This window comes from Rhizobium sp. P2_G9 (assembly GCF_056403475.1).
This window is the reverse complement of the sequence record NZ_JBFUFK010000110.1, coordinates 1-4,241: the sequence shown is the minus strand read 5'-3', so window position 1 is coordinate 4,241 and position 4,241 is coordinate 1. Positions and strand designations below refer to the sequence as shown.

Annotated in this window: 6 protein-coding genes and 1 pseudogene; 2 read left to right on the top strand and 5 right to left on the bottom strand. The window is 50.0% G+C overall.

The genetic code is table 11. The features are described 5' to 3' along the window. Window positions 1-303: 303 nt before the first annotated feature. From AC1DYF_RS40065 to AC1DYF_RS40055, 3 genes are all read right to left on the bottom strand, one after another. Window positions 304-810 carry a hypothetical protein gene (locus AC1DYF_RS40065; RefSeq protein WP_477884471.1) on the bottom strand — a complete coding sequence of 169 codons (507 nt, stop codon included), beginning with the start codon at window positions 808-810 and terminating at the stop codon, window positions 304-306. 17 nt (window positions 811-827) lie between these two features. Next, window positions 828-1,166 (bottom strand): helix-turn-helix domain-containing protein, encoded by a 339-nt coding sequence (locus AC1DYF_RS40060; RefSeq protein WP_477884469.1) that lies wholly within the window; start codon window positions 1,164-1,166, stop codon window positions 828-830. Between the two features lie 179 nt (window positions 1,167-1,345). After that, entirely contained in the window at window positions 1,346-1,648 is a 303-nt protein-coding gene (locus AC1DYF_RS40055; RefSeq protein WP_477884467.1) for a helix-turn-helix domain-containing protein, read from the bottom strand. Window positions 1,649-1,722: 74 nt separating this feature from the next. Between AC1DYF_RS40055 and AC1DYF_RS40050 the strand changes: the two genes are divergently transcribed. Together AC1DYF_RS40050 and AC1DYF_RS40045 are read left to right on the top strand one after the other, a co-directional pair. Next, window positions 1,723-2,190 carry a superinfection immunity protein gene (locus tag AC1DYF_RS40050; RefSeq protein ID WP_477884465.1) on the top strand — a complete coding sequence of 156 codons (468 nt, stop codon included), beginning with the start codon at window positions 1,723-1,725 and terminating at the stop codon, window positions 2,188-2,190. A 33-nt stretch (window positions 2,191-2,223) separates the two neighbouring features. After that, window positions 2,224-3,120, top strand: coding sequence for a M10 family metallopeptidase C-terminal domain-containing protein (locus AC1DYF_RS40045; RefSeq protein ID WP_477884463.1), 897 nt, complete (start codon window positions 2,224-2,226; stop codon window positions 3,118-3,120). 343 nt (window positions 3,121-3,463) lie between these two features. Here the strand turns inward: AC1DYF_RS40045 and AC1DYF_RS40040 are convergent, their stop codons facing one another. Both AC1DYF_RS40040 and AC1DYF_RS40035 read right to left on the bottom strand, forming a co-directional pair. Continuing rightward, complete coding sequence (locus AC1DYF_RS40040; protein WP_477884462.1) at window positions 3,464-3,907, bottom strand: helix-turn-helix domain-containing protein; 444 nt, start codon at window positions 3,905-3,907, stop codon at window positions 3,464-3,466. 207 nt (window positions 3,908-4,114) lie between these two features. Continuing rightward, window positions 4,115-4,241, bottom strand: a pseudogene (locus AC1DYF_RS40035) (IS5/IS1182 family transposase); the annotation flags it as partial.

Genomic DNA, 4,241 nt, shown 5'->3' with positions numbered 1-4,241 from the left:
TCCACCAGATGCTGCTCACGCTCGAAAGCAACGGCCTGATCCGCAGGCAGCCACGCATCGCACGCAGTGTCGAACTACTCATCCACCACAACTGCCTGCCAACATTGCAGCCAAACCAAACCGTCAAATCCTCTGTGCAGAGGTACTAGGACCTTTATCGGACCCTTTGGAGAAGAAGCACCGAGTGAATTTGGGATGTCGGGAACGACGTAAACGACACCATCCTTCAACAATAATGCAGCGCCTGCCATTTTTCCCCCATGGGTTTGTGTAAGGTCGATTTTTCTGACAGAAGTGGCCGGCTCACTCCTCGATCCATAAATTTTCCCACTTCCAGTTACGCATCGAAACCGAAAGTGAAGGCTTCAGTCCCTCCGTCAGCAGAAGCAAAGTCTCCTCGCTTTTGTAGTGACCATAAAGTTTGGCCTTGCCCTCACTCTCAAAATCTTCGTCCAGTGTCAGGGCATGCTCACCGGTAAATCTAGACAGGATGTTTCTGTTGTTCATCTTTGACAGGCGCTTGCCGTCTGCGAATCTACCGTCTTCCGTCCAGATCCAATACGTCCGGTAATCGCCATTGAAACCGGGATACAGCCAGACCGTGTTGATGAGGCTGACCTCGATTATCTTACCGCCCTTTTCGAAATGAACTTGAATTGTTGCATCCTCCCGATTCAACTCTGCGACCTTCCAACCCACAGCAGCTTCAAACACCTGATCGGGCTCCATGCCGAGATAGAACGGATGGATGCCCTGACCAAAAACCAATTCGAAATCGGCGGGAGACTTCACCTTTTTGCTTACTTTCACGCGAACCTCATTCTCGATTAACCGACGCCCCAAACCGCAAGTGATTTTTCGGCGCCGGCAACATCGTCTCGGATTCTATAGATGGTCTGCCGGCTGAGGCCGGTGACCCTGGCAATCTCGGAAGTGCCGGTCTCCTTGCTCCCTCGGTCAAGAGTGGTCTCAAACTGAGTCCGATCAAAGCTTGGCTTCCGGCCGATATAGACCGCCTCCCCTTTCGTCTTGGCAGGGGCAATGCCGGCTCGCTGTGCTTCCTTAGTCGCCTCGGTTTGTGCTGTCCTGACGCTGCCATCATCAATGCGGATCATCGGGAAGGAAAACCGAATTTCTTGCAAAAGCTGCAGGCCTTTGGCTGGCAATTTGGGAATGTACGGCCGGCAGCTAACAGCTCCGCCTGATTATATTAAGGAAATTTCGATGAAGAATGGCGGACAGAGAGTCATTCGACCATTCCAGTAAAATCATATTAATCAGCTACTTAGCTGACTCTTCGCAAGATTTTTGTAACACCTTTTGTAACAGTGCCAAGGGCCAAAATTCACGACTTTTTCCGCCCGGCCTTCAGGGCGGTTGGTGCCTCTTCGTCCGGCAACGGCATCTTGAACAAGTCGGCAACTGAAACACCAAATGCGGTCGCCAGAACATCCACTGTTCCAAGCGAGATATTTTCTTTTCCCCTCTCTATCCGACCATAATAAGCGCGATCAAGCCCAACATCGAAGGCCATGCGTTCTTGAGAAATGCCGCGCTCAATGCGGATTTTGCGGATATTCCATGCGAGAATTTGCTTTGCGTCCATTTCCGCAAACAAGCGGAAGAACATCTTGACAATCCACGCCATTTTAATCCACGATTTATTAGTCCCGTAAAATTGGAATCGGGTATTGCATCTGCAAATTCGGCGGAAACAAATCGATGGGAAAATTCAAAGTTCAAACCGTTGTCGTGTCATTGTGCACGTTATGTGCACCGGCCATCGCCTATGCACAGTCGGCATCTCCAACCTTCCTTGAACAAAACCGGGAAGCCGTGGCACTGGTTATCTTCTTCTACATCTTGCCGTCTCTGGTCGCGTATTGGAGGAAACATCCGAGTAAGCCGGCCATCATTCTTGTGAATCTTCTTTTTGGTTGGACGATTCTCGCATGGTTTTGGGCCTTGATTTGGGCATGCGGTAAAACCACACAGCCCGTCATGATCGTTTCCGACAATTCCGCCACTGGAGCCGCGATAAAGGCTCACAACGCGCCAGTGGCCAATTCCGTGGTAAGTAAGAGCGTTTCGGAACGTATCGCCGATCTGAAGGCCATGCTCGACAGTGGCGTCATCACTGAAGCGGAATTTGCGCTTCTCAAAGCTGATGCTCTGAAAAGCGTCTCTTAAATCGAAATAGCATCTAAATTGAGAGAGGAAATTATGTCGGGAATTCTCTACTTCGGCGGCCATTCGTATGAGGTTATCAAAGCACCTTTGAACTGGTCGGATGCGAACTCGAACGCGGTAGCGAATGGCGGCTACTTGGCTGAAATTTCATCCAAGGGCGAGAACGCTGCAATCTTCAAATTTCTTCAGCAAGACATGAAGAGTTGGCCAGCACATTACATCGCTCCAGATGGCGGCAATGCCGAATACGTATGGATCGGCGGCAACGATATCGCCACAGAAGGCAAATGGGTTTGGTCGGACGGTTCCAAAGTCACATACACAAATTGGGGATATGGTGGCGAACCGGACAACTTCCACAATCAAGACGGCATGGCGTTTGGTCTGGACGATTGGCCGTCGCCCGGCGGCGGATTAGGAAAAGCTGGACAGTGGAACGACGTGGCTGTCAATAACGGCCTTTATTCGCTGATTGAAGCTGATCAGCTATTAGGCACATCGGGAAAAGACGAAATCACCGGCACAAACAAGGCCAACATCTTCTTTGGAAGCGGCGGCAATGACACCCTAAAAGGCTTAGGCGGCTCGGATCACATTCAAGGTGGCAATGGTGCCGACAATCTGTTTGGCGGCTCTGGCGCGGATTTCTTCGTCTACGAATTCGGCAGCGAATCCACTTCCGCCGTTTCCGACACGATCGAAGACTTTTCCCAAAAACAACATGACAAGATCGACCTTTCCGACCTGATCAAAAGCCAATTTGAGTTCGTCGGCACCAAGCCCTTTTCCGATCATGTGCCGCAAGTTCGGTATGAAACTGCCCATGATTCAACAACGGTTTTCATTGACACCGACGGCAATGGAAAGGCCAACATGGTTATCCATTTGGAAGGCGCTATTCATTTGCAGGCTGCTGATTTCTTGCTGTGAAGATAGTGTTAATCCCGATGGTGCGAATGGGAACTTTTTTGCATCCGATCGGTTTATTGCACATCCATCCATTCAAACTTCAATCCCGGTTCTTTGGCCGGGATTTTTGTTCGGCTTCGCCATTCTCATTTGGCAGCCCGTGGTTCGACTCCAGATACTCAAAAGAATGACCGCGCCTTTGGCGACTGGATCGAAAATTATCTGATAATGTTTCCTGTCGATTTGCATTTTCCGGCTCCTTGCCACCGGAATGCGGACTTGTGTGCAAGGTTCCTAATATTAGAGAAATTTCAGATTTTTGTGCGATAAGGTGCGCCGGCAAACGGTCGTTTCCGGCGGTTTCTTAAGCCAATTCAAACTCGGCAGCTTCACTAACCAATTCCGATTTGCCGTTCTGTTCCGCTTCCGCTAACGCCTTCACCAACTCCAGAACGGCACGACGTTTGCCGGCATCCTTGATCGCGATGAAGTGCTTGTTCAAGGCAACGCTATCCTTCGATCGCAAAAATGGTGCAATGCTCGAATTTTCCGGTTCACCATTCGTCGCTCCGGTTGGCTGATTGTCGCCACCTTCGAAAAAGAAGCTGATTTGGACGCCTAAAATCTTGCAGATCGTCTGAAGACGGCTGGCGCTGATGCGGTTCACGCCTTTTTCGTATTTTTGCACCTGTTGAAACGTGATGCCCAATGCATCTGCCAGCGCTGTCTGACTCATATTTCGAAGTTGTCTCTGCAGCCGAAGCTTCGATCCCGCATAAACGTCTGCCGGATTGGGTGTTTCTGGCATAGTGGTTTCCTTCCAATGCAAGTCAACGATTCTGCAAATTGGTAGCCCAAAAATGCAAAGCACGGAATCCTTTTCCCGGTTTTATCCGCAAAATAGGCCGCCCAAAAGTTCCGATGCGATATCGTACAAAACGGTATTTTATGCCACATTTCGGTGGCCAGATTTCCGTTTTGCGATAAAATAAATCTTAGAGCCCGATTCAAAAGTTCATTCGTAGATCCAATACCTTGCGATGCGCCTTGTGAGCATTCGGATTGAAGCGATTTGCGCCCATGCTGTTGAGCTTTCGATGGATTTTTCCCAATCCTTGGCGAGGCGGCGGCAACGCCCGAGC

Excerpts from the sequence above, each read along its gene's own strand:
- AC1DYF_RS40055 (WP_477884467.1), bottom strand. The coding sequence starts at position 1,648 with ATGGCGTGGATTGTCAAGATGTTCTTCCGCTTGTTTGCGGAAATGGAC.
- AC1DYF_RS40050 (WP_477884465.1), top strand. The coding sequence starts at position 1,723 with ATGGGAAAATTCAAAGTTCAAACCGTTGTCGTGTCATTGTGCACGTTA.
- AC1DYF_RS40045 (WP_477884463.1), top strand. The coding sequence starts at position 2,224 with ATGTCGGGAATTCTCTACTTCGGCGGCCATTCGTATGAGGTTATCAAA.
- AC1DYF_RS40040 (WP_477884462.1), bottom strand. The coding sequence starts at position 3,907 with ATGCCAGAAACACCCAATCCGGCAGACGTTTATGCGGGATCGAAGCTT.